At 70.7% G+C, this 26,428-nt stretch carries 22 protein-coding genes; 3 read left to right on the forward strand and 19 right to left on the reverse strand.

Translation table 11 applies throughout. From position 1 onward, the window contains the following. Positions 1-91: 91 nt before the first annotated feature. From ACWEFB_RS23455 to ACWEFB_RS23480, 6 genes are read right to left on the reverse strand one after another with little or no spacing between them, the layout of a single operon-like run. Complete coding sequence (locus tag ACWEFB_RS23455; protein WP_452288609.1) at positions 92-1,126, reverse strand: Gfo/Idh/MocA family protein; 1,035 nt, start codon at positions 1,124-1,126, stop codon at positions 92-94. Positions 1,127-1,173: 47 nt separating this feature from the next. Then, positions 1,174-2,139, reverse strand: coding sequence for an aldo/keto reductase (locus ACWEFB_RS23460; protein WP_452288611.1), 966 nt, complete (start codon positions 2,137-2,139; stop codon positions 1,174-1,176). Positions 2,140-2,144: 5 nt separating this feature from the next. Beyond that, on the reverse strand, positions 2,145-3,350 hold the full coding sequence (locus ACWEFB_RS23465; protein WP_452288613.1) for a mandelate racemase/muconate lactonizing enzyme family protein: 1,206 nt from the start codon (positions 3,348-3,350) through the stop codon (positions 2,145-2,147). Positions 3,351-3,382: 32 nt separating this feature from the next. Continuing rightward, complete coding sequence (locus ACWEFB_RS23470) at positions 3,383-4,225, reverse strand: carbohydrate ABC transporter permease (RefSeq protein ID WP_326557575.1); 843 nt, start codon at positions 4,223-4,225, stop codon at positions 3,383-3,385. Further along, a complete protein-coding gene (locus ACWEFB_RS23475; RefSeq protein ID WP_452288616.1) occupies positions 4,222-5,127 on the reverse strand; it encodes a carbohydrate ABC transporter permease in 906 nt (301 codons plus the stop codon). The genes ACWEFB_RS23470 and ACWEFB_RS23475 overlap by 4 nt, the downstream gene beginning before the upstream one ends. Next, positions 5,124-6,371: an ABC transporter substrate-binding protein gene (locus ACWEFB_RS23480; protein ID WP_452288618.1), complete on the reverse strand. Its 1,248-nt coding sequence runs from the start codon at positions 6,369-6,371 to the stop codon at positions 5,124-5,126. Before ACWEFB_RS23480 ends, ACWEFB_RS23475 begins: the two co-directional genes overlap by 4 nt. 360 nt (positions 6,372-6,731) lie before the next feature. Between ACWEFB_RS23480 and ACWEFB_RS23485 the strand changes: the two genes are divergently transcribed. Continuing rightward, positions 6,732-7,493 (forward strand): GntR family transcriptional regulator, encoded by a 762-nt coding sequence (locus ACWEFB_RS23485; protein WP_452288620.1) that lies wholly within the window; start codon positions 6,732-6,734, stop codon positions 7,491-7,493. A 183-nt stretch (positions 7,494-7,676) separates the two neighbouring features. Further along, entirely contained in the window at positions 7,677-8,078 is a 402-nt protein-coding gene (locus tag ACWEFB_RS23490) for a DUF2267 domain-containing protein (RefSeq protein ID WP_452288622.1), read from the forward strand. A gap of 22 nt (positions 8,079-8,100) precedes the next feature. Here the strand turns inward: ACWEFB_RS23490 and ACWEFB_RS23495 are convergent, their stop codons facing one another. The 13 genes from ACWEFB_RS23495 to ACWEFB_RS23555 form a co-directional block, all read right to left on the reverse strand. After that, positions 8,101-8,754, reverse strand: coding sequence for a hypothetical protein (locus ACWEFB_RS23495; RefSeq protein WP_452288624.1), 654 nt, complete (start codon positions 8,752-8,754; stop codon positions 8,101-8,103). A 319-nt stretch (positions 8,755-9,073) separates the two neighbouring features. Next, positions 9,074-10,666 (reverse strand): DHA2 family efflux MFS transporter permease subunit, encoded by a 1,593-nt coding sequence (locus ACWEFB_RS23500; protein ID WP_452288696.1) that lies wholly within the window; start codon positions 10,664-10,666, stop codon positions 9,074-9,076. A 182-nt stretch (positions 10,667-10,848) separates the two neighbouring features. Next, positions 10,849-11,796: a sulfotransferase domain-containing protein gene (locus tag ACWEFB_RS23505; protein ID WP_452288628.1), complete on the reverse strand. Its 948-nt coding sequence runs from the start codon at positions 11,794-11,796 to the stop codon at positions 10,849-10,851. Positions 11,797-11,815: 19 nt separating this feature from the next. Further along, positions 11,816-13,078 (reverse strand): glycosyltransferase, encoded by a 1,263-nt coding sequence (locus ACWEFB_RS23510; protein ID WP_452288630.1) that lies wholly within the window; start codon positions 13,076-13,078, stop codon positions 11,816-11,818. An 11-nt stretch (positions 13,079-13,089) separates the two neighbouring features. Continuing rightward, complete coding sequence (locus ACWEFB_RS23515; protein ID WP_452288632.1) at positions 13,090-14,073, reverse strand: glycosyltransferase family 2 protein; 984 nt, start codon at positions 14,071-14,073, stop codon at positions 13,090-13,092. Next, positions 14,070-15,461, reverse strand: coding sequence for an O-antigen ligase family protein (locus ACWEFB_RS23520; RefSeq protein WP_452288634.1), 1,392 nt, complete (start codon positions 15,459-15,461; stop codon positions 14,070-14,072). The genes ACWEFB_RS23515 and ACWEFB_RS23520 overlap by 4 nt, the downstream gene beginning before the upstream one ends. Then, on the reverse strand, positions 15,458-17,551 hold the full coding sequence (locus tag ACWEFB_RS23525) for a glycosyltransferase (protein WP_452288636.1): 2,094 nt from the start codon (positions 17,549-17,551) through the stop codon (positions 15,458-15,460). The genes ACWEFB_RS23520 and ACWEFB_RS23525 overlap by 4 nt, the downstream gene beginning before the upstream one ends. Then, complete coding sequence (locus ACWEFB_RS23530) at positions 17,548-18,399, reverse strand: class I SAM-dependent methyltransferase (protein WP_452288638.1); 852 nt, start codon at positions 18,397-18,399, stop codon at positions 17,548-17,550. Before ACWEFB_RS23530 ends, ACWEFB_RS23525 begins: the two co-directional genes overlap by 4 nt. After that, entirely contained in the window at positions 18,396-20,006 is a 1,611-nt protein-coding gene (locus ACWEFB_RS23535; protein WP_452288640.1) for a lipopolysaccharide biosynthesis protein, read from the reverse strand. The genes ACWEFB_RS23530 and ACWEFB_RS23535 overlap by 4 nt, the downstream gene beginning before the upstream one ends. Next, positions 19,999-21,153, reverse strand: coding sequence for a sugar transferase (locus tag ACWEFB_RS23540; protein ID WP_452288642.1), 1,155 nt, complete (start codon positions 21,151-21,153; stop codon positions 19,999-20,001). Before ACWEFB_RS23540 ends, ACWEFB_RS23535 begins: the two co-directional genes overlap by 8 nt. A gap of 74 nt (positions 21,154-21,227) precedes the next feature. Continuing rightward, positions 21,228-22,751, reverse strand: coding sequence for a polysaccharide biosynthesis tyrosine autokinase (locus ACWEFB_RS23545; protein WP_452288644.1), 1,524 nt, complete (start codon positions 22,749-22,751; stop codon positions 21,228-21,230). Positions 22,752-22,948: 197 nt separating this feature from the next. Further along, positions 22,949-23,635 carry a response regulator gene (locus ACWEFB_RS23550; protein WP_452288646.1) on the reverse strand — a complete coding sequence of 229 codons (687 nt, stop codon included), beginning with the start codon at positions 23,633-23,635 and terminating at the stop codon, positions 22,949-22,951. Beyond that, a complete protein-coding gene (locus ACWEFB_RS23555) occupies positions 23,614-24,798 on the reverse strand; it encodes a sensor histidine kinase (RefSeq protein ID WP_452288648.1) in 1,185 nt (394 codons plus the stop codon). Before ACWEFB_RS23555 ends, ACWEFB_RS23550 begins: the two co-directional genes overlap by 22 nt. Positions 24,799-24,928: 130 nt before the next feature. Here ACWEFB_RS23555 and ACWEFB_RS23560 point away from each other — a divergent pair, with 130 nt between their 5' ends. Then, a complete protein-coding gene (locus ACWEFB_RS23560) occupies positions 24,929-26,383 on the forward strand; it encodes an alpha/beta fold hydrolase (protein ID WP_452288650.1) in 1,455 nt (484 codons plus the stop codon). The last annotated feature ends 45 nt before the right edge of the window (positions 26,384-26,428 follow it).

Raw genomic sequence — 26,428 nt, forward strand, 5'->3', positions numbered from 1 at the left:
ATTTCAGGCGGAAACAGCGACTGTTCGTATTAGTCAGGCTTCGGGGGGTTGGTGCCGTTAGTGCGCGTGGAACCCGTCCCGGCACGGCCGGTCAGCGCAGTGCCGCCTCGATGACCCGGAGCACCGCGATGCTGTCGCGCGGATCGACCGGCGGTCGGGCATTCGTGCGCAGCGCGGTGGCGAGCGCCGGGTAGTACGACTCGTAGGAGCCGCGCCGGGTGGGCACCTCCCGCAGGTCGGCACCGGCACCGATCCGACCCCACCGCTCGCGGGGCGCCACCCCGAAGTCGGGGTCACCGGGTCGCAGACCCTCCTCGAGCTGGGACTCCTGCGGGTCGAGACCGAAGGTCGTGTAGGAGCCGCGGGTCCCGCGCAGGACGAAGCGGGGTCGGACCCGGGCCGCCACGCTGCTCATCCACAGCCGGCTGCGGACCCCGCTCTCGTGCTCCAGCGACACGAGCACGTCGTCGTCGTTCACCGCGCCCGGCCGCCGGGCGTCGACCTCGGCGTGCACGGCCCGGACCGGGCCGAAGAGCAGAAGCGCCTGGTCGACGAGGTGCGGCGCGAGGTCGTAGAGGATGCCTCCACCGTCGGCGAGCACGGTGCGATCCTTGCGCCCGTCGGTCACCTCGGGCTTCCACCACTCGAAGGCGGACTCGAAGGCGAACACGTCGCCCAGTTCACCGGCGGCGAGGACCTCGCGCACGGTGAGGAAGTCGCCGTCCCAGCGCCGGTTCTGGAACACCGTGAGGGTGCGGCCGGCGGCGTCGGCCGCCGCGACGAGTTCCTCCGCCTCGGTGGCGGTCAGCGCGAGCGGCTTGTCGACCACCACGTGCAGGCCCGCGTCGAGCGCGCGGCGGGCCAGCTCGAGGTGGGTGTTGTTGGGCGTGCAGACGACGGCGAGGTCGCAGTCGCCGGCGAGCGCGAACGCCGCGTCGGCGTCGGCCACCACCCGGGCACCGGGATGGTCGGCGCGCGCCGCGTCGGCCCGGCCGGGGTCGGACGTCACGATGACGTCGACGGTGTACTCGCCGGCGGCGGTGAGCAGGGGGCCGTGGAACACCCGGCCGGCCAGGCCGTAACCGAAGAGCAGGACGCGCAGCGGCTGCGCGGGAGTCTGGGACATGGCGGTTTCCTCGTGGTCGGTGACGTTGCCGGACGTCCGGGTGCCGGTCAGGCGGGCAGGGTGGTCGGATCGACGCGGGCCGCGACGAGGTCCAGGTCGGCCCAGAGCCCATCCGGTACGGCGACAGACGCGAGCGCGACCGCCTGGTCGATCCGCTCGGGGCGCGACGCGCCGATGATGGTGCTGGCGATCCTCGAATCGCGGGTGGAGAACTGGATCGCCGCCGCGGCCAGCGGCACACCGTGATCCCGGCAGGCCGTTTCCATCTCGCCTATCGCGGCGAGCAGCTCGGCCGGTGCCTCCCGGTAGGCGTACCGGCCCGAACCGCCGGCACCCGAGCCGAGGATCCCCCCGCCGAGCACGGCGGCGTTGACCACACCCATCCCCATCGAGACGGCGAGTTCGACGAGCGGCTCGGCGGACCGGTTCACCAACGTCCACCGGTTGTGCGTGAGCACGACGTCGAAGTAGCCCGTGCGGACGTACCGTCCGATGGTGGCGAGGTCACCGCCGGCGACACCGATCGAGCCGGCGACGCCGCGATCGCGCAGTTCCCGCAGCACGTCGACGGGACCGCCGGGTTCCATGAGCTGGTCGAAGTCGTTCTTCTCCGGGTCGTGCAGATACAGCAGCGGGACCCGGTCGAGCCCGAGGCGTTGCAGGCTCCCCGCGATCGACCGCCGGGCCTGTGCCGCGTCGAAGGTGCCGGAGGCGAGGTCGCGGGCGATCTTCGTGGAGAGGAGATACCCGTCGGGCAGCCCGCCGACGCGCCGGATCGCGGCGCCGATCCGGCGCTCGGACTCCCCCGCGCTGTACGCGGCCGACGTGTCGAGCGCGCGTACCGGCCCCATCAGCGCCGCCAACGCCGTGTCGATCCCCGCCTCCGGCGGCACCTCGCGGCCGAAGTTGCCCGGCATCGAACCGAGCGGCGCGCCACCGATCGTCAGTGGGGTGATCTCCAGACCGGTCGCGCCCAGCGGGCGGGTCGGAAGGTGCTGGTCGGGACTGTGCATGGGTTTCAGCTCCGGGGGATCCAGTCGAAGAAGTGGTGGTCGGCGGGGTCCATGTGGGCCAGTGCCGCCTCGCGGTCGATCTCGATGCCCAGGCCGGGGGCGGAGCCGACCGTGACGAACCCGTCGACCACGATCGGGTCCGGCAGGCCCTTCACGATCGAGTACCACCAGTCGTCGGTCGGCACCGGGTACTCGAACGCGATGAAGTTGTCCGGCAGCGTCGCGCACACCTGGACCAGGGCCGCCAGCCCGAACAGCCCGCTGCTGACGCCGTGCGGGGCGATCTGGATCCCGTGCAGGTCGGCGTACTCGGCGACCCACTTCAGCTCGGCGATACCGCCGACGTCGCCGGGGTCGGGGCCGATCACCCGTACCGCCTGGGTCGAGATCAGTTCCTTGTAGTTGTTGCGCAGGTAGATCTGCTCACCGGTGTGCGTACGGACGCTCGTCGCCTGGGTCACCTCGCGGTACTGGCCGGCGTCGACCCAGGGCACGCCGTCGCCGCTGAGCAGGTCCTCCGCCCAGACGATGTGCAGCGGTTCGAGCTCGCGCAGCACCGTGATGGCGTCCGGGACGGTGAAGCCCGGCCCCATGTCCAGGGCCAGGCCGCGTCCCTCGCCGAGCACGTCCGTCATCGCCCGGACCGTGGCGATGACGTGGTCGATGCCCTTGCGGGTCAGCATGCCGCGGTTCGGGTGCTTGGGTCCCTCGCGCAGGTCGCCGTAGAAGAACCCGGACACGTTCGGCGCCATGAAGCCGTGGAACCCGACACCCTCCTTGAACAGGGTGAAGCCTTCCGGGGCGGCGGCCATCTCGGCCATCGACTCCGCGTAGTCCTCCGGCTGGTGACCTCGCAGGACCGGCCGTACGCCACCGTTGTAGACCCGTACCCGGTCCCGGACCTTGCCGCCGAGCAGTTTGTGGACCGGGAGCCCGGCCGCCTTCCCGGCCACGTCCCACAGCGCCATCTCGATCGCCGAGACCAGGGCGCCCCAGGGCTTGAAGCCGCCGAACCGGCGGATCCGGAGCATGCACCGCTCGACGTCGGTGGGGTCCTGCCCGACGAGGAGATCCGAGTAGAGCCCGACGAGGGTGTGGATCGCCGGCTTGGAGTACTCGATCTCGCCGAAACCGTCGATGCCCTCGTCGGTGACCACCCGGACGATCGGACTGGCCCCGATGACGGCGCAGCGGACGTCAAGGATCTTCATAGTCAGTGCTCTCTTCCGAGGCGCGGTGGGGCTCAGCCCTTGACCGCGCCGCTGGTCAGTCCGCCGATGAGGTACCGCTGCAGCGCGATGAAGACGATGACCACGGGTACGGTCAGCACCACCGACGCCGCCATCGTCGACCCCCAGTCGACGTGGTACTCGGTCGCGAACTCCGTCAGGGCGACCGGCGCGGTCCGCGCGGACTCCGACGTGGCGAACACCGAGGCGAACAGGAACTCGTGCCACGACTGGAGGAAGGCGAACATGCCGGCGGCGGCGAGCCCGGGGGCGGCGATCGGGAGGGTCACGTAGCTCACCGCGTCGAACCGTGAGCCGCCGTCGATCTCGGCGGCCTCCTCGAGGGAGATCGGGATCGCCGCGATCTGGTTGCGGATCATCCAGGTCACCAGTGGCACCGTGATCGTGAGGTGGACGAACGCGAGCCCGATGGTGGTGTCCAGCAACTGCAGCTTGTTGACCATCTTGTACAGCGGGAGCAGCAGGACACTCAGCGGTACGAGTTGCCCGACGAGGATGAACAGCGCGACCGAGCGGGCGCCCTTGAACTTGAAGCGGGCGAGCGCGTACCCGGCGCTGAAACAGAAGACCAGCGTGGCCGCCGCGACCAGCAGGCCCACGATGATCGAGTTCACCAGGGCGTGCGGCATGGACGACTGGGTGAAGACGTTGGTGTAGTTGTCGAACGTCCAGTGTTTCGGTGTCAGCGTCGGTGGGATCGCGAAGATCTCGTTGCCGGGCTTGAACGACGTGAAGATCATCAGGACGATCGGCCAGAGCGTCCAGACCAGCACGGCGGCGAGCGCGATCCAGGTGAGCACCGCGAGCACCGGGCGCCGGGCGAAGGACCGGGTCATGACAACTCCTCCAGGTCGGACCGCATCGCTCGCGCGTAGATCGCCACGAACACGGCGCAGATCGCCAGCTGCAGCACCGCGATCGCGGAGACCAGCGACTGGTCGCCGCGCTGGAATGCCTGGTACAGCTGGATCGGCAGGATGGTCGAGGCGCCGGCCGGGCCGCCGCTCGTCATGACCCAGATGATCGTGAACGAGTTGAGCGCCCAGGTGACCAGAGTCAGGACGGCGATCCAGGTGGTCGAACGGATCGCCGGCAGGACGATGTAGGCGAAGATCTGCCAGCCGGACGCCCCGTCCAGCCGGGCCGCCTCGTACCGTTCGGCCGGGATACCGGTCAGCGCGGCCGAGACCATGAGCATGACGAACGGTGCCGTGGTCCAGATCTGGATCATCGCCACGGCGTAGAGCACCACGTCGGGATTGGACAGCCAGGCGATCGGGTGCTGGATCACGTTGGCCTGGATGAGCCAGTGGTTGACCAGGCCGTAGTCGCTGGACAGGCTCCAGCGCCAGACGGTCGCGCCGACCACACCGGGGATGATCCACGGAATCATGAGCAGTCCGCGCCACACCCCGGTGAGGCGCAGGTACGGCGAACGCAGCAGCAGCGCGGCCGCGTACCCGATCAGGACCGCGCCCACGACGGACACCAGCGTCCAGACGAGCGTGTTGAGCATGATGCGCCCGAAGTTCGGCGCGTCGAACAGCCGGCTGAACGCCTCGGTGTCGGAGAAGGCGCGCTGGAGAACCGCGATGACCGGAACGACCGTCAGGACTGCCATCAGGATGGCGGCCGGGAGCATGAGGGCGATGCCGCGGCGGGTCGCCCCCGTGCCGGGCCGGCCGGCCGGGCGTGAACCCGGCCGGCTGGTCCGACGCACCGTGTCGGTCGTGCTCACTTGGCGCCGCCGAGGTTCTTCTCAGCCTGGGCCATGATCGCGGCAGCCCCCTCCTGCGGGCTCTTCGATCCGAGCGCGATCTCCTGGATCGTGTCATGTACGAACGGGATCATCGCGGTCCACCGGGGGTCGTTCGGAGCGGGAATCGAGTACTTCGCGAGCTGCTCCCCGAAGGGCTTGCGGACGTCGGTCTGGAACTTGGCGTCCTGGGTCGCGCTCACCCGCGCCGGGAAGGTCAGGGTGAGGCTCGCCATGTTCTCCGGGCGACCGAGGAAGGACGCGAGCGTCTTCGCGCCCTCGAGGTTCTTGGCCTTGCTCGGCACGATGTAGGTCCAGCCGACGCCCTCCTGGACACCGGGTCCGCTCGGCCCGGGGGCGATGGCGGTCGCGACCGGGAACTTCTGGGTCGCCGCCGTGTCGGCGTCGAAGACACCGCCCAGGTACATGCCGACCCGACCCTGGAGGAACAGGTCCCGGATGCCCGTGTTGTCCAGCTCGAACGAGCTCTTCGTGGCGTACCCGTCGATGACGGACTTGCCCATGAGCTGCAACGCCTGCTCGACGGAGTCCTGGGTGAACTTCGGCGTACCGTTCTCGATCGTCGTGCCGTTCTGCAGGGCGAAGTCGAGGAACCGCAGCGTCAGGTCGCTGGGGTCGCCCTGCATCGGCCACGCCGTCCCGGCGACGGTCGAGGTGGTGAGCTTCTTGGCGTCCTCGATGAACTCCGCCCAGGTGGTGGGCGGACCGGAGATGCCGGCCTTGTCGAACAGGTCCTTGTTGTAGATGAGCGCGTTCGTCGCCCACCGGTACGGCACCGCGTACGTCTTGCCCTCGACGGAGAGCGTCTCGGTCAGCCCGGGGGCGAAGTCCGACGCCGGCATCTTGTCGTCGTAGAGGCTGGTCAGATCGGCCAGTTGCCCCTTGTCGATGTAGGTCTTGGTGCGGGCGATGGACTCCGTGATCAGATCGGGTGCGTTGCCGGCGTCGAGCGCGACGGACACCTTGTTCGCGACCGTGGCACCGGTCGTCTTCACCATCTCGACGTGCAGCGAGGGGTTCTCGCTCTCGAACTTCTGTACCAGGGTCGTGGCGACGTCCCAGTCCCAGTCGGGAACCCACCAGGTCACGTTGTCGGACGAGTCGGTGGAACTCCGGGTGGCGTTGTACGCGATGACACCCACAACTGCGAGCACCACCACGACCACCGCCGCGAGCAGTGCCGTTGTGCGTGGACGAATGGTCATCTCTCTGCTCCGTTGCTCAAGAGGCAAAGTCCCGGCAGGCGGGGCGAAGCGCCGGCCGTGACGAGCAGTGTCATCCTGTACGTACAGGATGTCAACCCTTCGAATCGAGCGAAAAATGGTGGCCCCCGCCTCGGCGAAATCGGGCGAGAATACGGGCTCTAACGGGCGGTTGCTCCCGTCTCGGGCGGCCTTCCATCCCCGGATCATGTTGATAATCCTGTTAGCCCCATTTGCCGGTTCCGGGCGCTTCCGTGGACCCCGGACCGGCTCCGCCCCGGTCCGACCGGCCGGGGAGTGTGACGCAGAACGTCGCGACGTGCGGCTACGTCAACGCGACGGTGAGCAGCTATGGTCGTCACCGTGCACCCTGTTCCTGCCATCGACCGTGGCTCCGCGCTGCCGTTCTATCACCAGCTCAAGCTGCTGATAGTCCAGGACATCTCGGCGCGTGGGCTGGAACCGGGCGACCGGTTGCCCGGCGACTTCGAGCTGTGCGAGCGGTACCGGGTGTCGCGTACGGTCGTCCGGCAGGCGCTCCAGGAACTCGAGCTCGAAGGGGTCATCTCGCGCGTCAAGGGCCGGGGGACGTTCGTCGCCGACCGCAAGACGTCCGAGGGCTTCGGCCACGCGATGATCGGGCTGTTCGAAGAGGACGTCCGGGGGCGCAGCGGCGAGCAGTCGATCGCCGTACGGCGACTGGAGACCGTACCGGCCAGCGCCGCGGTCGCCGCCGAACTCGGAGTCGCCCCCGGCAGCACCGTGGTCGAGATCGAGCGACTGCGGATGGTCAACGAGGAGCCGTGGGCGCTGACCATCACCCAGCTTCCGCTGTCCATCGGCCGGTTCGTGCTCGACGAGGACCTGTCGAACGTCTCCCTCTACGGCCTGCTGGAACGCAAGTACGGCGTCCAGTTCGCGACCGGACGGCGGTCGATCGAGGCGGGACTCGCCAGCGAGTCGATGGCGGAGGCGCTGCGGGTTCTCCCCGGCGCTCCCCTGCTGATCCTGCGCAGCCTGGCCTTCGACGACTCCGGCGTCCCACTCGAACGGTTCGCCGGATTCCACCGGGGCGACCTCAGCCGGTTCCTCGTCGACGTACACCGCAAGCAGCCCACCGAGTAACGGGCCCCACCGGCGGTGTCGCAGCCGTCGTGTCACCGGCGCCTACCCGGAACCGGTGCGGGTACACCCGACCGGGCTCCCCGTACCGCCGTTTGGTCGGCCATCGTCGGGGAAGCCCGTTGTCGCAGGCGTCAGCGGGACGACCGGCCGGCCGTGCCCGCCGTGGAACGAGGAGGCTCCGACGTGACGTACGACGATTTCATCGCCACCGTCGCCCGACGGACAGGCCAGTCGACCGAGCAGGCCACCGCCCTCACCTACGCCACACTCCAGACGCTGGCCGACCGGATCAGTGCGGGCGAGTCGCAGGACCTGGCCGACAAGGTCCCCACCCGACTGGCCGACTCCCTGCGCAAACCGTCGAGCCGCGAGTTCGCCGACCCGTTCGACCTCGCCGAGTTCCTGCGACGGGTGGGCAACCGCGCCGGCCTGGACGACACGCAGGCCGCGCCCGGCGCGGCTGCGGTGCTGAGCACACTGCGCGAGGCGGTGCCGGACTACGAATTCGACGACATGCGCTCGCAGCTGCCGACCGACATCCGCCAGATGACCGTACCGGTGAACACGCCCGGCCTCAGCGGGTAGACAACCCGCTCGGGTGCGGGCTTCAGGAGCCGGCGGATTTCCAGATGGTCGCCCGCACCAGCAGGGTCGGATTGTCGTACAGCCTCGGCTCGGTGAACCGAGTGACCCGAATCCACGCCACGGTGCCCTGGGCGGAGACGACGCAGATGTTGCGCCCGACCTCCACCGTCTCGTGCTGCCCCAGTGGCTGCAACTCCACCTTGGCCAGGCACTGGTCGACCGTCACCTCCCCGGCCGGCACGTACCCCACCCGCGCGAACTCGCCGGTGAACAGGGTGGAGAACTCGCCATCGGAGGTGTACTCCAGGTCCGCCGTCTTCGCCTCCACCTCGTCCTGGTAGCTCGCCGCATCGAACACCCTCGGCTGGTCCACGTCCAGCCACGTTGACAAGCCCACGGACGGCGGGGCGAGCCTGAGCTCCTCGTTCACCGGGGCCAGATACGACGGGGCGGACGGCGCGGCCGCGGGGCCGGTGGTGCTCACCGGTCCGGACGTCGAGGGGGTCGCCGGACCGGGACCGGTCGGCCTCGCGGCCTCGGTCGGCGCGGGCCGGGACGCGGTGGGACTGTCCGACGGCGCGTAGACGAGAGCGAGGACCGCCACGACGACACCCACCACGGTGAACAGACCGGAAACCCCTACCCACCAGGGCGCGGAGTGCCATCGCGTACGCACCGGCGGCACCGGGGGCGGTGGTACAGGGTGGTTGCCGGTCTCTGCCACGACTCGTCTCCCGTCGACGGCGACCACTGTACGAGAAACGCGACCCACCCACTGTCCGATTGCGACCCGCAGGGCAGGCGGAACGAGGGTCGTCGGGGGCAACCACCCGTACGGCACCGGCGCGGGCCGGTCCACATCGGACGAGTCGGCGGTTCGTGATCGGGTCGAGCGTGCGGCCCGCACAAGAATCGGGAGCCCGCCCCCGGTGTGGGGACGGGCTCCGACCCGGTGTCTCCGTCGGCAACGGATCAGGCCGCTGCCGGGGCGGACCTCAGTGCACCATCACCGGCACCGCGCGGTCGCCGTCGCTCGCGTCGCTCTGCGGGCGGCTCGTGTCGCGCCTGCGTGGCAGGAACGCGATCGGGATGAACGTCGCCAGTACCAGCGCGAAGCCGACCCAGAACGTGGTCGCGAACGAGTCGGCCACGAACGCCAGACCACGCTCGATGATCGACGGCTCCACCGGCAGTTGCGCGCCCTGCTGGCTGGCGATCGCCGCGCCCGCCTCGGTGATCGGCTTGCCGGTTTGCGGGTCGGTCAGGCCCGGGATCGGATCCGAGCCGTTCAGCTGGCTGGTGAGGATCACCGACATGATCGCCGCACCGATGGAGCTGCCAATCTGCTGGAGGATGTTCACCAGCGTCGACCCGCGCGCCACCTCGTGGTTGGTCAGCGTACGCAGGGCGGAGGTCATGATCGGCATCATCGTGCCGCCCATGCCCAGACCCATCACGAACAGCGAACCGCACAGCAGCAGGTACGAGGTGTCCGTACCGACCTGGGTGAAGGTGAAGAATCCGGCGGCGATCAGCACCAACGCGAACGGCACGGTACGGCCGACCGGGATCTTGTCGGACAGGGCCCCGGCGATCGGCATGGTCAGCATCGCGCCGATGCCCTGTGGCGCCATCAGGAGACCGGCGTGCAGGGTCGACTCACCGCGTACCTGGAGGAAGTAGCTCGGGAACAGCAGTCCCGCGCCCATGAACGCGATGATGAACACGAACAGCGAGACCGACGCCACGGTCAGGTTGCGGTTGCGGAACAGCCGCAGGTCCAGCAGCGGGTGCCGCGGCCTGAACGAGTAGAGGACAAAGCCGATCACCAGGAGGGTACCGACGAGCATCGTGGCCCAGACCTTGGTGCTGGCAATCGTGCCGGTCTCCGGCAGCGACGAGATGCCGTAGAGGAACAGGGCCAGGCCCGGCGAGAGCATCAGCATGCCGACGAAGTCGAACGACTCGGACGGTTCGGCATTGTCCTTCGGCAGGGCGAAGAAGGCGTAGACGAGCGCGATCGCGCCGATCGGGAGGTTGATCAGGAAGATCCAGTGCCAGCTCGCCGCGTCGATCAGCCAACCGCCGAGGATCGGTCCGCCGATCGGGCCGAGCAGCATCGGGATACCGAGGACCGCCATCAGCCGGCCGATCCGCTCCGGGCCCGCCGCACGCGTCATGATCGTCATACCGATCGGCATCAGCATGCCGCCACCGAGGCCCTGGATCACCCGGTAGGCGATGAGTTGGCCGATCGAGTCGGCGGTGGCGCAGAGTACGGAGCCGAGCGTGAACAGCAGCAGAGCGAGCATGTACAGCCGTTTGGTGCCGAACCGGTCGGCGGCCCAGCCGCTGAGCGGGATCACCGTGGCCAGGGCCAGGGTGTAGCCCGTCATGGTCCAGGCGACCTCGGCGTACGTGGCGTCGAACTCGCGCTGGAAGGTGGGCAGCGCGACGCTGACGACGGTGATGTCGAGGATCGACATGATCGCGCCGAGCACGACCACTCCGGCAATCTTGAGAACTGCGGCGTCGAGTTTGTCGGGCACCGCTGTGGCTTGATTCGTCACATGACTCTCCAGGTCCAGCTGGCCGGTAGGGGTCGACCCAGCGCATGTCAGGCTGCATGAACTCGTCGGTGCCCGGTGGCCGTGGTGTCGTCCGGTCGCCTGGCTCCGTATGCAGAATCACAGACCCTACTTGCCGCCCGGTTAAATCCCCGGCCAGACGTGTGCTAGCTCACCTGTTCGATCGGCCGCCTCCGACCGGGTCACTTCAACGGGTAGCCGTAAGAGATGAGCAGCGGGGCGCAGATCGCGCTGACCAGGCGGCGCTGGCGCGGCGGAAGCGCCACCCGCCACGTGTCGTCCTGACGAAGCGGCAGCCGGCCGGCGGAGAAACGCATCGGGTTGCCACCCAGGTTGTGCGGTACGGCAAGGTCGGCGTACCCGTCGCTCAGAAAGGACAGATCCTCGTCGGTCAGGTCGATTCCGGCGAATTTGGCAAGGTCCCGGATGCCGTCGCGGGGACTGTCGAGCAGCTTCTCGTAGTAGACGCGTCGCACCGGGACCCGGTGCGCCGTCTCCCCCTCGCCCCAGCCGCGCGCCGAACCGAGCAGACCGGCGATCGAGTTCTGCAGGTTCCACTGCAGCGCCGAGGTTGTCGGCGGGAACCGGGGCAGCACGCCCGCTCCGGTCCCCGGATTGGCCACCTGTTTGGTCCAGGAGTAGGCGACGCCGCGAGGGTCGCGTACCAGGTGGACCACGCGCAGGTCGACGCTGCGCGCGAAGCGCAGACACAACCCGATGGTGGGGAACTTCGACGAGTCGATGATGATCCGCGCGCCGGTCACCTCGAGCGCGGCCGAATAGACCCGGGCGAAGTAGTCGACGTACTCGTTGACCAGGGCGAGCCGTTCACCGGTGAGCTGCTCCCGGGCCAGCCAGGAGACGTGCCGGATGCGCGGTACGACCCGGCGCAGGAAGACGAAGCGGTCCAGGTCGGCCCGATCCCAGCCGCCGAACGCCCGCTCCCCCACGGCGGTCCAGAAGGCGCACCCGGAGTACGGGGCTCCGCAGGCGCAGAGATTTCCGGGCTCGACGAGCCGCCACAGGTCGGTCACCTCGCCGAGGGTGCAGACACCCGGCAGCGCGCCGAGCATCCGGTCGAGGAGCGTACTGCCGCTGCGCCCCATGCCACTGATGTAGATCACCCGCATGCCGTCGGCCCTCCGCCCGTCACGAACGCGACCAGCGAGCGAGGTCGGCCGGGGCCGGGAGGGTGCCCTGCCGGGAGAGCGAGGCGGCGGCGTGCCGGCCGGTCGCGACCTGCTCCCCCGCCCCGATGAGGCCCGAGAACGGGCGTACGTCGCCGACGGATCCGGCCAGGCCGGCCTCCCGAGCCCAGATCCGGCACATCTGGTCGCCGATCCGGTCCCACCCGAACTCGGTGCTGGCCCGGTCGAGCCCCCGTACCGCCAGGTCCCGGGCGAGGGCGGGATCGTCACGCAGCCGGCCCAGCCGGTCGGCGAGCGCGGTGGCGTTGTGCGCCGGGAAGGTCAACCCGGCCGAGCCGATGACCCATGGAATCTCCCCGACGTCGCTGCCTACCACGGGTACCCCGCACGCCATCGCTTCGACCAGGACCCGGCCGAACTGCTCCCGCAGCGGGATGCCGATCCACGGTACGACGTTGCGCTGCACCAACTCGATCGACGGCAGCACGAGCGCGTCCATTCGGGCGAGCAGGCCCGGCAGCGCCCCATGGTCGGCCCAACCGCGCAGGGTCACCCGACCCGGTCGACGCGCCGCCGCCAGCTCGACGTCCGCCCTCATGCTGCCGTCGCCCACCATCAGCAGGTCGCAGTCGAGCAGTTCCGCCGCGCAGAGCAGGTCCCCGATTCCCTTGTGCGGCTCCAGCCGACCGACGAACCCGGCCGTGAACGGCCTCGGTGCCGTCGTCGCGGCGGGCTGGAACGCCAACGTGTCCACACCCAGCGGGACGAGGCTGGCCCGCCCCCGGTACCCCTTCACCCGCAGCACGTTCAACGCCGCCGGGGTGATCGGGAAGATGTGGTCGACCGCGCGGTATGCGTACCGTTCGATCAGCGGGAACGGGAGCGGGAACCGGATCACGACGTTCTGCGCCGCGTACAGCGTCACCGGTACGTCCGGCCAGTACCGTCGGCGCAGGCGCAGGATCTGCCAGGTGCTCAGGTAGGCCGCCTCGCCGATGACGTGGATGACGTCCGGCGGCTGCTCCCGGGCGAGCGTCCGCAGACTGTCGCGGGGGAACAGGACCGAGGCCATGTGTCCGGTGCGATCCTCGCTCCACCGGTGCGGAACGACATGGCAACGCAGCCGGGGCCAGCGCTGACTCAGCCGGTCCAGGTCACGGCGGGTGGTGTCCGAGACATCCGCGGCCAGGATCGTGAAGCTGACGTCGGGCCGGGCGGCCAGCGCCGCGAAGAGGCTGATCCAGTGCTCGGTACGTTTACCCACGACGCTGATCATCACGTGCATTGCGGTCTCCTGAGTTCCTTGCGTTGCTCCCGGGCGGCGGCGTCCGGAGTGGTGGAAAGCGCGATCCGGCAGACCTCGAACCAGGCACGGCCGCGCCACCCGGTCCGTTCGGTCGAGCTGCCGACCCAGCGCGCGGCGGCGAGTCCCATCCCGATCAGCGAGCGCAGCACGACGGCCAGACGCACCAGTTGGAAGGTCCGGCGCCGGTGGCGGGCGAAGAAGCGCAGCATGCTGCGGTACAGGTGCGGCGAGGTCGCTCCGGGGCCGCTGCTGGCGCCGCCCACGTGCATGGCCTCGACCATGGGCACGTAGACCACGGCCGCGCCCCGTCGCCACGCCTGCAGGCACAGCTCCTCGTCCTCGTAGTACATGAAGTAGCCCTCGTCGAGTCCGCCGATCTCCCTCATCAACCGGGTGCGCACCGCGAGGCAGGCGCCGGAGAGCCAGTCGACCGCCACGGCCGCGGCAGGCCCGGTGCAGGCGTCGTACGCGCGCCGTCGGCGGGTGCCGCTCAGCAACCGCCGCAGCGCCACGGGCAGCAGGGCACCGCCGAACCGGGACGCGAGCACGCTGCTCAGCGACTCGAACGGATGGGCGCTGATCGCGACCCGCCCGACCGGGTCACGCAGGCGCGGGCCGGCGATGCCGACGTCCGGCCCGGCGCGCACGGTCCTGACCAGTTCGCGTGCCGTCGCCGCCGGCAGTACGCAGTCCGGGTTGACCAACAGCACCACGTCGGTGTCCACGCCGGCCAGCCCCTGGTTCACCGCAGCCGCGAAGCCGACGTTGACCGGGTTCGCGATCACCTCGACCTTCGGGAACCGTTCGGTGACCAGCGCGATCGTATGGTCGGCCGAGTCGTTGTCGACCACCCGGACGACCAGGTCCGCCTGGGTCAGGGCGGCGAGGCAGTCGTCGATGTGGTTGGCGGAGTTGTAGGTGACGATGACGGCGGTGGCGGCGGGCGTGGTCATCGTGCCCCCACCGGTGTCGCCGGGCTCGGCGCCGTATTCCCCGCCGTGCTCGGCGCCGTGTTCGTCGCCCAGGTTCGGGGGGTGGGCACCGCGATCCCGCCCGGTTGTCTGGTCAGGAACACCAACGCGGGCAGCAGACCGAGCGCCCAGTGCCCGGTGGCCGGGCCGGAGAAGATCACCGACACCAGGAAGCCGCAGATCAGGGCCGTGAACGCGAACGGCAGGCCGTCCCGATCGACCAGACCTTCACGGACCGCGCGCAGGATCGGCCAGAGCAGCAGGACCAGGCCGACGAGCCCCAGGTTGGCCAGGATCATCACGTAGAAGACGTGGTAGAGCGGCCCGACGTCGGTCACCTTGAAGTCGGGCAGGTAGACGTCCGGGGTGGAGTGTCCGAGCCCCAGACCGACGAGCGGGTTCGACAGGAACGCGTCGATCCCGACCGTCGCCTCCGGTAACCGGTACCCGGCGCCCTGCCCCAGCGCGGTGGTGATCTCCGCCGAACGGTTCCGTACGCCCTCGCTGAGCATGATCGCCCCGACCAGCAGCAGGGCGGCGGCAGCGGTCATGGCGCCGGCCGCGCGACGCACCGCCCCGGTGCCTCCCGTCAGGAGAACCAGTACGGCGGCTCCGGCGAGCACCCACGTCGTGCGGTACGACGCCAGCACGACGTCGACCAGGTACAGCGCGGCCAACGCGACGAGCCCGACCCGTCGCCAACCCTCGGTACGGCAGCTCAGGACCAGCAGGGGCAGGGCCGCGATCAGGGACCAGGCACCCCCGTGCCGTCCCGGCGACGCCAGGGTCACGATGGTCAGGGCGGCGGACAGGACCACGAAGAGGGACCCCGCCGACCTGACCCGGCTCGGCGTCGTCAGGGTGTACGTCGCCATGAAGTAGTAGATCGGAATGACGGCGAAGTGGTAACCGGAGATCATCACCTTGGCGGGCGGGCTGCCGAGGATGAGTCCGTACGCGGCCGCGGCGCCCAGAAGCACGACCACCAGGAGCATCGGCAGGTCGATGACGGTGCGTACCCGCCGCTCCTCCTTCACCAGCACCAGGCGGCGGATCACCAGGCTGACCGCCCCGGCGGCGAGGAGGAAGCCGTGCAGCCCGAGGATCGAGCGTACGGAGCTGTCGCCGAGCACCGCGGTCGTGCCGAGCACTCCGACGATGGCCGTCGGCAGCACCATCCAGGGCCACACGGTGAACGCGACGCAACACCCGACCACCGCCAGGGCGAGCAGCCCGAAGTCGCGGGGCTCCGACCCCGGCGTGCCGGGGATGACGGCCGCCACGACGGCATCGTGCGGGAGCAGGACGGCAGTGGCCGCGAGCAGTCCCGCCCCGGCCACCGTCGGCGGCAGCAGTGTGGCCCCCTTCATCTACCCGCCGCCAACCCGGCGATCAGGTCCCGCAGTTGCACACCCCGCGCCGACCAGCTGTTGCGTACGGCTGCTTCCCGACGCCGCGCCGAGGCGTCCGGGCACTGGCTGGACCCCAGCGCCTCCTCGATCGCCGCAACGAAGGCGGTCGGCCCCGCACCGAGATGGACCGGCCCGTCGAGCCGTTCGAGCGCCGGCAGCGGGGTCGCGACGACCGGCTTGCCCAGGGCGAGGTACTCGTAGGCCTTCTTCGGGTGCACGTAGTCGATCAGCCCGCCGAGCCGGTACGGGATGAGACAGGCGTCGCACGCCCGCAGGATCGCCGGCACCTCGGCGAACTCCACCGGATCCCGGAGCAGGACGTTGGCCAGTCCGGCCAGCGGCGCACGGCCGGCGGGCGTGGACGGGCCGACGATCAGGAACGTCCAGTCGGGGCGCAGCCTGGCCACCTCCGCCACGAGTTCGGCGTCGAACGCGCGGGTGTCGACCGCGCCGACGTACCCCAGCAGGGGGTGGGGCAGTTGCCGCGCCCACTGCGCGACCGGTCCGGACGGGCTGAACTGTTCGGGATCGCAGCCGTTGGGTAGCGACACGGGTGGGCGGCGGGCGGCGGGAAGCCGCTGTACCAGCGCCGGTGAGGAGGCCAGGACCAGGTCGGCGGCGCCGACCGCGCTGCGCATTCCACGGCGTACGTGCCACCGGTTCCACCAGCGGGTGAACGTCCAGTCGAGATCGGTGCCGTCGTAGATGACCGCTTCCCCGCCGAGGTGACGGGATGCGGTCACGGACAGGTCCTCGTCGATCCAGACCAGTCGTCGGCCGGGGAAGCGGTCCAGCCAGCGGCGTACCAGCAGGGCGCCGATCCGCCGGTTGATCCAGTTCACCGGCGGCAGTTGCCGACCGGCCGGCAGGACCGTCGGCGGGACCGCCCGCCACAGCGACGGCGCGATCTGGCGCACCGTGAACCGCCACCGGGGACGCTGACCCGGCGGCTCCACGAACAGCACCCGGCGGTCGGCGACCAGTTCCCGGGCCAGCGCGTGCTGGCGGTGCGCCTCGGTGCTCCAGTCGACCCCGCTGAGCATCACCACCCAGTCCCGCAGGTCGCCGCTGGGCAACGGGCCGGCATCGCCGCGCAGCGCGGCGAACAGGTCACGCAGGCCGAGCTGGCCACGGATCCGGAACACCCAGCGCAACTGGCGGTCGACGAGCGTGAGCGCCTGCAACAGGCGCAGCCGGTGCCGCGGTTGGGTCTGCGCCACGTACCGGACGAGTCCGCTGAGGTGGTGGCGGGACCGGGTGGCCGAGTCCAGCAGCCGGGTGGACGAGCCACGGTCGTGGTTGACCACGGCGTCCGGGGTCATCCACAGTTGCCAGCCGAGGGTGGCCAACCGGTGTGCCAGCCGTACGTCGTTGAAGTACAGGGGGAAGTCCTCGTCGAAGACCCGGTTCGGTTCGAGGGCCTCGCGGCGCAGCAGCAGACAGCTCGCCGCCGGCTGGGGCACCGTCCGGGGATGGTCGAAGTCCCCGTCCGCCAACTGGTACGCGAGCCAGGCTTCGCGAAGTCCCGGCAGCCAACGCAGCCCGGCGGCGAGGCCGAGCGCCGCCCGGAAGCTGAGCAGGCCGAGGTAGTGCGGTTCGATTTCGCCGAACTCGTCGAGGTACTGCGGGCCCACGCCACCGGCGGCCGGCCGCTGGCGGAGGAAGTCCACCAGGGTCGACACCGTCTCCGGTTGGCACCGTACGTCGCTGTTCAGCAGCAGGACCAAATCGGACCGTGAGTTCCGGTACGCCTGGTTGACCGCCTCCGCGTACCCGAGGTTGCGGTTGTTGCGAATCAGCCGTACGCCCGGGTACGCGGCCAGCATCTCCACCGAGCCGTCGGCCGAGCCGTTGTCGACCACCACCACCTCGTAGCGGAGCGCGTCGGTCATCGCGGCGGGCAGCGACTCCAGGCAGTTCCGCGTCTTGTCCCGGGTGTTCCAGCTCACCAGCAGCACCGACACGTCCGGCGGCGGGGTACGCGGCGGCGTGGGCCGGTCCGGCCGGTCCCCGGTACGGGCGGGTGGGATCCCCGCTGGTCCGGTCATGACGCTCCCCCGGTCTCCCGGCGTTTGGCCAGGACCCGCACGTAGTCGCCGAGCTGCGGGTGACTTGCCCGCAGTGACCCGGTGGTCCGCAGGCCGCGCCACTGGCTCGCCAGACCCCACCGGCTCAACCGGCGGCTGCGCCGCAGGTAGTGGGAGGCGAAGATGGTGTCGGACCGGACGATCTCGAATCCGGACTCGGTGACCAGTCGGCGCAGCGAATCTGGATCGAAGTGCCAGAGGTGGTAACGCGGGGCCAGGTCCACCCAGGAGGCGCCGTACCGGCTGGCGGCGGCGGAGATGATGTTGGGCACCTCCAGGGCCAGCCATCCGCCCGGTGCGAGCTTGTCGTGGGCGGCGCGCAGGAACTCGCGCGGATCCGTGACGTGCTCCAGCACGTGGAAGGCACACACCGCCTGCACGGGTTCCGCGAACACGGCGTCCTCGAACATCCCACGCTGTACGGGAACACCGAGCTGTTCGCGCGCGTACCGTGCGGCCACCTCCGACACCTCGACGCCCTGCACGGAGATGCCCCGGTCGCGGGCGGCCTTCAGGAAGAACCCGCCCGCCGGTCCGGCCTCGACCAGGGTGCCGGGCCGGGCCATCGCGAGCAGCCACTCCAGCCGCCGCGCGGCCTCGAACCGCCACTGCGGCGCCAACGCGAAGTACCGCCGGTACGACTCGCTCTCGTAGTAGGACTCGTCGTACAACTCGTCCGGCGGTGCGAGCCCGTCGGCGGTCCACTGGAACGCGCAGGACCGGCAGCGGCGCAGCAGGCCGCCGAGGGCGGGTTCGCTGCGCGTTTCGCCACACAGCGCGCACTGCTCGGTGGCGACGAGACTGGTCATGGGAAATCCTTCCGAATCGTGGCGTCCGCGGGGCTCCCACCAACGGGAGCCACCGGCCGCTTCGTCAGCAACATCGGGCCGTACGCCGACCATCGGCGCGACAGCCAGGCCCGCTCCGCGCCGCCGACCAACCCGGTCGCGCCGAGCACGACCGCGGCGACCAGCAGGACGGTGCCGCCCCGGAGCAGGACGGTCAGCGTCGCGCCGGACCGTCCGGGCAGGTCCGGGAGGTACGGCGCGACGAGGGCGCCGCAGACACCGGCCACCACCGCCGCGACGAGTCCGGGGCGTACGGCACGCAGCAGCCCGCCGATCGGCCGTCCGGTCGCCCGGTGGAACCGCAGACAGAAGTACCCGCTACTGAGCGTGATCGAGATCGCGGTCGAGAACGCCGCGCCGAGCGGGCCGCACAGGCGCAGCAGGAACGGCACCATCGCCAGGTTGAGCGCCAGCGCGGTGAGCAGGTACCAGGTCTCCCGGTCCGGCCGCCCCTCCACTCGGGTGACCAGGGTGGCGGCCCCGGCGGCGAGGCCGAGTGCGTAACTGGGGGCCAGGATCACGACGGTCGCCGCCGCCCACGGCACCGGCTCGCCGATCCACCCCCGGATCACCGGATCGGCGCAGACCATCAGTGCGGCGGCGCAGGGACCGGCGAACGCCACCACGTACCTGGTGGTGGTGAGGTAGAAGTTGTCGAGCCAGTCGCGCCCGTGCTTGGCCACACCGGTGACGGCGTACGGGAACAGGACGGTGAAGATCAGCTCAGGCGGCAGTCTCAGCAGGCTCAGCAGACGGCTGCCCAGGTCGAATCCGGCCACTGGCGCGGGGCCGTAGGATCCGCCCACGAACAGGCGGCCGGCCTCGGCGTTCACCACTCCGGAGGCGCGGGTCACCTGAACCGGCAGGCCGTACCCGGCGGCGGCGCGTACGTCGGACCGGCGGATGCCCCGGACCCGGGGGGTCAGCCATCCGATGCCCCGGTGCGCGGTCACCATCAGCACCACGGCCCGGACCGCGGCGGTGGCGGCGGTCGACGCGCCCAGCGCGGCCAGGCCACCGCCGAGCCGGATCACGAGCACCCCGAGGACCGCTCCGAGCAGGGCGGTCACCGCCGAGGTCCAGGCGATCGCGGCGTACCGTTGGGTACCGGCCAGCATCGACCGCCAGGGCAATGACACCTGGTCCAGCAGCACGCCCACCATGAGCCACAGCGCGCTGTTGCGGGCCTCGTGGACCAGCTCACCGACGTCGAACAGCCGGGCCAGCAGGGGCCAGCACACCAGCGTCCCGACGACGGCGAGCAGGCCGAGGGCCACCGAACACAGCAGACCCAGGCCGAGGGTGGCACGGGCCCGCCGGCGCCCCTCGTCGTCGTGCGCCCGGGCCACCTCCCGTACCTGTGCGGTGCCGAGCCCGAGGTCGGCCAGGGAGACGACGGCGGCCAGAACACCCAGCAGTGCCCAGACGCCGAACCCGCGGACCCCCAGGCCGTCGTACAGCACCGGCAGGGTCGCCAGGCTGGCCACCGCCACCACCGCCCGGGAGACGAACAGGCTGCCGGTGTTGTGGGCGATCCGCCGTCCGGCGGTGATCGGCGTGCTAGCCACGGGGGAACCCGCGCAGCATGTCGGCCAGGGTGAGCACGAGCAGGGTCAGGTCCAAGCGCAGCGAACGGTAGCTGAGGTAGAGCAGGTCGAACCGGAGCTTTTCCTCCGCCGTGGCCGCGTACCCGCCGGTGAGCTGGGCAACGCCGGTGAGGCCGGGTCGGATCAGGTGCCGGAGGTCGTAGTGGGGCAGCCGCTTGAACTCGTCGACGAACTCGGGCCGTTCCGGGCGGGGCCCGACGAGGCTCATGTCACCGCGCAGGACGTTCCACAACTGGGGCAGTTCGTCCAGACGGGAACGGCGCAGGGTCCGCCCTATCGAGGTCACCCGACGGTCGTTCGGTGTGGCCAGTTGCGGCCCGAGGCCATGCTCGGCGTCGGTCCGCATCGTACGGAACTTCACGATCCGGAACAGCCGACCGCCCTCGCCGACCCGGTACTGAAAGTAGAGTGCCGGCCCACGCATGCCCACCGCCGCCAGGATGAGCAGCATCACCGGCAGCAGCAGGGGCAGGCTCAGCAGCACCAACGCCACGTCCAGGGTCCGCTTCACCCGCCCGCAGGCGGGCCGGCCGGACGGCCACCGCACGTGTACCCAGAGCAGCCCACCGATCCGCCGCAGCCGGGCCGGTCGGAGCAGCCCGTAGGTCGGGCGCGCGAGCACCAGCAGGTCGACCTGCCGGGTCAGGCACGCGGCCATCAGCCGCGGGTCGACCGCGTCCAGCGGCTGTTTCATCAGCAGCATCTTTGGCCGGCAGAGCAGAAGCAGGGCATCCAGTTGCTCCACTCTGGGCGGTGCGGGCAGCCGCATCACGACCTCGAACTCCTCGTCCAGCCGGTCCGCCATGGGATGGGTGGCGGATTCCAACACGGCCACGCGAACCCGTCTCCGGCCCGGCGCGGAGACCCGGCCGCGGGAATCGGCGCCGTCGGTCGTCGGTGCGGAGCCGGACATACGCCTGCCCCGCCGGTGAGCGCCCACGAAGCGTCGGCCGGGCGCCTTGTGGACACCCGGAATCCGCTCGGCGTCGAGCATCCGGTCGACGCCCGGAACCTGGTCGAGGGCGGGCAACTCGTCGAGACCGGGCACCTCGTCGACGACCGAGGTCGCGGTCGTCCGGGTGGGCAGGGTGCCGGAAAGCTTTCTCATCGACGCCTCCTAAACAGGGCAGCCGGGGACAGCGGCAGGTAGCGGTCGGTCTGATCGAGCGGGAGCGGTGGGGCTCAGCGCGCGGAGGTACGCGGACCCTCGGCGCCCGGGTCACCCGCGCCCTTGACACCCGCCTCGACCGGACGGCGCCCGTCCGACGGAGCCGTGCCCTGCCACCAGGTTCCGGCCCGGTCGGGTGCCTGACCGGGTGCCTGGGCGGCCTCCGGCAACGGCAGCACCTCGCCCGCGGCACGCGACCTGACACCGATCCGTACGCCCACCCCGTAGCGGTACGCCAAACCGACGTCGCGACGCCCCACGTCGTTGAGCACGCAGCCCACGACCTGCGCGTGAACCGTCCGCAGTGCGGCTGACGCGGCCCGTACCTCTTCCTGCCCGGTCATGTTCGCCCGTGCCACCAGGATCACGCCGTCGGCCGCCTGGGCCACGACGGCGCCGTCGGTCAGCGGCAGCAGTGCCGGCGTGTCGATCACGATCAGGTCGAAGTTCCACCGCTCGCTCTCCAGGAGCGTGGCCATCTTGCCCGAGCCGAGCAGTTCGCTCGGGTTCGACGGAGTGGCACCGCAGGGCAGCACCCACAGGGGGTGCTTTCCCCACTGCTGTAGCGCGTCGGACACCTCGATCCGACCGGCGAGCACGTCGGACAGGCCGGTCCTGCCCGGCAACTTGAGGTAGTTCGCGATCCGGGGGCGGCGCAGGTCCGCCTCCAGGAGCAGGACCCGGGAGCCCGTCTCGGCGACCATGACGGCGAGGTTCGCGGCCGTGATCGACCTGCCCTCGCCGGGAATGGCACTCGTCACGGCCAGAATCCGCACCGAGGGATCGACGCAGCGCAGGTTCGTACGCAGTTGCCGGAACGATTCCGCCCCCGGCGTGGACCCGCCCCGCAGCAGCGCGGGTTTCCTGGCCATCGAGCCCTGGTGCGGGACGACCGCCAGGACCGGCGCACCGGTCGTCTCGAGCAACATCCCGGACGTCCTGACCGTCTTGTCCAGCGTCTCCCGGAGCATCGCCGCCGCCAGCCCCACCAACAGGCCCGCCAGCAGGCCGAGCCCGAGGTTGCGCAACGGTCGCGAGGTCACCGTGACCGGGGTCGGGCCGGCGATGACCTCCAGCTTCACCGCCGGGGAGTCGGCGCCCGGTGACCCTTCGAGGGTCTCGACGAGGGCCGTGAACTCACCGAGTACGGCATGGGCGAGCCGTTCCGACCGGGCCTGGTCCACGTCGGTGATGGTCACGGTCAACAGCACGGTGTCGCGTACCGCCTGGGCGGTGATCCGCTCCTGGATCTGCTGGACGGAGAGTCCCATCGGGTGCTCGCCGGCGACCATGCCAGCCAACCGGTCGCCCCGGACCAGGTCCACGTACGACTTGATCCGCTCCCGGGAGAAGGTGCTGCCCTGCATCACGTCGGTGGTGCCCTTGCCCGGGGTGGTGACGAAGAACGTCGTGGTGGTCACGTACTGGGGCACCTCCCTGGTGGTGACCACGCCCGCGATCCCCAGTCCGGAGATCACCGCCACCAGCACCAACCACCAGCTACGGCGTAACGCGCGCAGACTGCTGCCGCCATTCACCTTCTTGCCCCCGAACCCGATAAGCGAAGACTTTGATGTGTCGATTAGAGGGTAAAGTACGTTTGCGCGGAGATTCTCCGGAATGCCCCTACATGTCAGTAATCGACCGTAGCGGGGCATAGGGTGGCCGGACGGCCAGCCTGGTGCCAGCCGTCCGGGCTCGGATCCCGGGACGAGACCGGGTACCGGCGGTGCTCCTACCGAAGCAGTTCGGCGTCGTGGATGAGCAGCGCGACCTGGACGCGGTTGTTGAGCTCCAGCTTGGCCAGCAGCCGGGAGACGTGACCCTTCACCGTGGGCACGCTCATGCCCAGCGCGGCACCGATCTCCGCGTTCGACACCCCGCGCCCGAGCGCGACGGCCACCTCGTGCTCGCGGTCGGTGAGCGCGGCCAGGAGGGTACGGGCCCGGTCGCGCCGCGACCCCGCCGACGGGTCGGCGACGTGGTCGATGAGTTGCCGGATGACAGCCGGGGACAGGCTGGCCGCACCCGCCGCGACGGTGCGGACCGCGTCGATGATGTCGTGCGGCGGGGTGTCCTTGAGCAGGAAGCCGCTGGCCCCGCCGCGCAGCGCCGCCAGGACGTACTCGTCGGCGTTGAAGGTGGTCAGGACGATCACCTGCGGCGGCGACGGCCGGCCCCGGATGCGTTGGGTGGCAGTCAGGCCGTCGACCCTGGGCATCCGGATGTCCATCAGGATCACGTCCGGCCAGTGGGCGTCGACCAGCAACACCGCCCCGGCGCCGTCGCCGGCCTCGGCGACCACCTCGATGTCCGGCGAGCCGCCCAGCAGGATCCGGAGCCCCGCCCGTACCAGTGGGTCGTCGTCGACGATCGCCAGCCGAATCGGCCGGTCCCGCCTCAGGCCGGCCACGGCAGCCATGCCCGGAGCCGGAACGTGTCGCGGTCGACGCCGTACTCCACCCGGCCGCCCGCCAGCGCGACCCGCTCACCCAGGCCGACGAGCCCCATCCCCGCCCCCGGTATGGCCGGCCGCCCGGACGGACCGGCGCAGGGGTTCGTGATCGTGATCCGCAACTCCTCACCGGCGGTCCCGGCTACCTGCACCTCGACCGCCGCTCCGGGCGCGTGCTTCCGGGCGTTGGTCAGCCCCTCCTGCACGAACCGGTACGCCGTACGGCCGAGGACCATGGACGGTCCGACCGGGGTCACCCGGCAGGAGTAGTGGATCGTCATCCCCGTCACGCGTCCGCTCTCCACCAGGTCGGGTAGGTCGGCGAGGCCGGGCTGCGGCGGCTCGGGCCGTCCCGCCGCGCCCTCCCGGAGCACCCCGACGACGGTCCGCAACTCCTGCAGCGCCTCGTGCGCGCTGGCCCGGATCGCCCCCGCGGCGAGGGCCACCTCCTCCGGCCTCGCGTCCGTACGTACCTCCAGGGCCCCGGCGTGCAGGCTGACCAGTGACATCCGGTGGGCGAGGACGTCGTGCATCTCACGGGCGATCCGGGCCCGTTCGGTCAGCCGCGCCTGCTCGACGCGCAGGTGCTGTTCGGCCCCCACGCGGGACGCGTGCTCGCGCAACGACCGGGTCAGCCCCCGGTACGCCTGCACGAACAGCCCCCAGCCCGCGGCGGCGACGCTGATCACCACCCGCATCACGATGTCGACCCACAACGGGTACGGAGGATGGTCCTGCAACAGGAAGTACGCCACACCGGTGAGGACGTTCACGGCGCCGAGCAGGAACACCACCCGTGCCCGGCATCGGATCGCGACAGTGAACAGCGCGACGGTGATCGCACCGGTGGCCATGACGGACACCGCGCCGAACGGCAGGAGCACCAGCGCGAGCCCGAGCGGCCAGCGTCGACGTACCGCCAGGGCGAACGCGCACAGCGTGCCGATCCCGACGTCGACCGGCCAGGGCAGGGCCGCCCCGGGTGCCGTCGCGTCGCCCAGTGGCACCATCAGCGCGCCGTAGCCGCAGGCCAGCCCGATCGCGATGGCGTCGGCCAGCCGATCGCGTCGCGCCGATCGGCTGCCGCCCGCGGACTCGGGCACGAGCAGGGCGAAGAGCAGGGCCGACATGTGCGCAGCCTACGAGGTCGAATCACCGGGCGGGACCTACCAAAGTCGTGGTCGGACCCGATCCGGTGCAGGGTGCCCGACCCGACCCCCGGCCGATGCGTGGGGGACTCCGCCGGGCCACCCTCGGCCCATGACACGAAGAGAACTGTGGCGGATGGCCACGGTGGTGGCCGCCGGGACGGCCTGGGGCATCGCGGCGGCCCGGTGGACACCGCGCGGGCCGCTGACCAACACCCAGGCGCTGTGGTCGGTCGGGATCAGCGTCGCGGTCGGGCTGGCCGCCGGCTGGTGGAGCCGTTCGCGGTGGGCGATGCTCGCCGCCACCGCGACCTTCGTGGTGGCACTGGAACTGACCCGGATCGGGGTACGGGGGCCGTCCGTGGACGCACCACACGCGAGCCCGTTCGGCATCATCGCCCTGCTCGCCGGTCGGGGTGTGCACGGTGTGCTGTCGGTCCTGCCGCTCGTGCTCGGCGCCGCCTACGGGGCGGGCCTCGCCCGCCGTCGCCGGCAGGTGCCGGTCGGGGCAGCCCACCCGCGCCGCAGGGGGACCCGGATCCGCCGGGCCGGTACCGCCGTGCTGACCGCTGCCCTGGTCGCGGCCACGGTGGCCGTGTCCGTGCCGGCCCGGACGGCGCCGATACCGGGTCCGGGCGGCGTCGCCGAACTGGCCCTCGTCGATGTGGGTCCGTACCGGCTCGGGATGATGATCCGTGGGGTCGACGCCGGGGCGCCGGTGCTGCTGTTCGTCCCCGGCGCGCCGGGCGGCACCGAGATCGGTTCGATGCGCCTGCATCTCGGCGCACTGGAACGGCGCTTCGTGGTGGTCACCCTGGACCGGCGAGGCGGCGGCTCCTCCTACCCGGCGCTGGAACCCACCGGTACGGTCACCCTGGACGGGGCGGTCACCGACACCCTCGCCGTCACCGACTACCTGCGGGACCGGTTCGGTCAGGACAGGATCTACCTGCTGGGACACTCCGGCGGTTCGATCATCAGCGTGCTCGCGGTGCAGCGCCGGCCGGACAAGTACCACGCGTACATCGGCACCGGTCAGGCGGTCGACCTCGCGACCAGCGACCGGCTGTTCTACGACGACATCCTCGTCTGGGCGCGCGAGACGGGCCACGACGCCCTCACCCGGCAACTCACCGACCAGGGTCCACCGCCGTACGAGGACGTGTACCTCTACGAACCGATCATGACGTACGCACCACGGGCGTACGACTACGACCACGGCCCCAACGCGAAGGGCGCCACCGGTTTCGGCCTCGACGTCCCCGAGTACACGCTGCTGCAGAAGATCCACATGATGAACGGGGTCCTCGACACCTGGAATGCCCTGTACCCCCGGATGCAGCACGTCGACCTGCGCCGCGACGTACCGCGACTCGACGTACCGGTGTACTTCGTGCAGGGCGGGCACGAGATGCGCGGCCTGGCGACGGTCTTCGACCAGTGGTACGAGCGGCTGCGGGCGCCGCGAAAGCACCTGGACGTCTTCGAGACGGCCGGGCACCGGGCCATGTTCGAGCAGCCGGACCGCTTGGCCGCGGTGATGGACCGGGTACTGACCGGACAGTGACGCGCGTACCGGTCGCCGACGTGGGGAGATCCTCTCGTGGCCTCA

The sequence above is a fragment of the Micromonospora sp. NPDC004704 genome, assembly GCF_053601675.1.

Coding starts and splice junctions, on each gene's coding strand:
- ACWEFB_RS23505 (WP_452288628.1), bottom strand. CDS start 11,796: ATGCGGGTGATCTACATCAGTGGCATGGGGCGCAGCGGCAGTACGCTC.
- ACWEFB_RS23460 (WP_452288611.1), bottom strand. CDS start 2,139: ATGCACAGTCCCGACCAGCACCTTCCGACCCGCCCGCTGGGCGCGACC.
- ACWEFB_RS23470 (WP_326557575.1), bottom strand. CDS start 4,225: ATGACCCGGTCCTTCGCCCGGCGCCCGGTGCTCGCGGTGCTCACCTGG.
- ACWEFB_RS23515 (WP_452288632.1), bottom strand. CDS start 14,073: ATGACCACGCCCGCCGCCACCGCCGTCATCGTCACCTACAACTCCGCC.
- ACWEFB_RS23530 (WP_452288638.1), bottom strand. CDS start 18,399: ATGACCAGTCTCGTCGCCACCGAGCAGTGCGCGCTGTGTGGCGAAACG.
- ACWEFB_RS23455 (WP_452288609.1), bottom strand. CDS start 1,126: ATGTCCCAGACTCCCGCGCAGCCGCTGCGCGTCCTGCTCTTCGGTTAC.
- ACWEFB_RS23465 (WP_452288613.1), bottom strand. CDS start 3,350: ATGAAGATCCTTGACGTCCGCTGCGCCGTCATCGGGGCCAGTCCGATC.
- ACWEFB_RS23560 (WP_452288650.1), top strand. CDS start 24,929: ATGACACGAAGAGAACTGTGGCGGATGGCCACGGTGGTGGCCGCCGGG.
- ACWEFB_RS23555 (WP_452288648.1), bottom strand. CDS start 24,798: ATGTCGGCCCTGCTCTTCGCCCTGCTCGTGCCCGAGTCCGCGGGCGGC.
- ACWEFB_RS23520 (WP_452288634.1), bottom strand. CDS start 15,461: ATGAAGGGGGCCACACTGCTGCCGCCGACGGTGGCCGGGGCGGGACTG.
- ACWEFB_RS23550 (WP_452288646.1), bottom strand. CDS start 23,635: ATGGCTGCCGTGGCCGGCCTGAGGCGGGACCGGCCGATTCGGCTGGCG.
- ACWEFB_RS23480 (WP_452288618.1), bottom strand. CDS start 6,371: ATGACCATTCGTCCACGCACAACGGCACTGCTCGCGGCGGTGGTCGTG.
- ACWEFB_RS23540 (WP_452288642.1), bottom strand. CDS start 21,153: ATGAGAAAGCTTTCCGGCACCCTGCCCACCCGGACGACCGCGACCTCG.
- ACWEFB_RS23525 (WP_452288636.1), bottom strand. CDS start 17,551: ATGACCGGACCAGCGGGGATCCCACCCGCCCGTACCGGGGACCGGCCG.